General features: G+C 50.5%; 1 protein-coding gene and 1 pseudogene. Both read right to left on the bottom strand.

Translation table 11 applies throughout. The annotated features are described in order from the left end of the window. Nucleotides 1–208, bottom strand: a 208-nt coding sequence (locus E5329_RS29235) for a hypothetical protein (protein ID WP_135992588.1), incomplete at its 3' end; no start/stop codon positions are given. A gap of 163 nt (nt 209–371) precedes the next feature. Then, a pseudogene (locus E5329_RS32450) lies at nt 372–707 on the bottom strand (prealbumin-like fold domain-containing protein); the annotation flags it as partial.

Genomic DNA, 707 nt, shown 5'->3' with positions numbered 1-707 from the left:
ATTTGCGGCGTGTCCTGCCCACGCTCTCAAAGCTCGGCAAGCCAAGCTCCTTATGGTTCAAAAGTATCTGGGCGAGCGGCATAGCTCCCGCATCTTTCAGATAAAGGTTGCAGAGGGCAAGGTACAGCACCATGTCGTCATTTCTGGCGTCCTCATTTTCTTGCATGACGGCTCTGGCTTTGCCCTCAATGGTTTTCAGATTTTCCATATCTACCTCCATACATGGAAAGAGGGCGGTCGTTGAAAACCGCCCCAATCCACATCAGTAAAATATTTCTCAAACTATTTTCTGCGGAGATGCAGCCACGCAGCCGCACCACCGATAAACGCCACAAGCACAATGGCTATAATAGTCTTATCTCTCATTCTGTTTAATCCTCCTTTTTCTTTCTTCCGCACTGGTAGCCTGCAAACCCGAAGATGCCCGCACCGACTGTAAATGCCGCCGCAAGGCTCACCCACAAGCCGAGGTTAAAATCATCGCCCGTTTTCGGTGTGTCACGCAGCTCGTTGTGCATGGTTACGGTTGCCGTTTCGTCTGTCTTGATGGTCACTTTCTGGTCGGCGGGCAGGATATAGCCAGAGGATGCCTTGTCGCTGCTCGGACACGGTGTACTCGCCGATACGCAAGCCGTCAATAACGATTTCGCCATTTTTGTCCGTCTTGAATGTCTGGTCATAATCTTTTCCAATCACACGGAAAGAGA

Source organism: Petralouisia muris (genome assembly GCF_004793545.1).
GTDB classification, from domain to species: domain Bacteria; phylum Bacillota; class Clostridia; order Lachnospirales; family Lachnospiraceae; genus Petralouisia; species Petralouisia muris.
The sequence above is the reverse complement of the archived record's forward strand: the minus strand, read 5'-3'. Positions and strand labels throughout refer to the sequence as shown.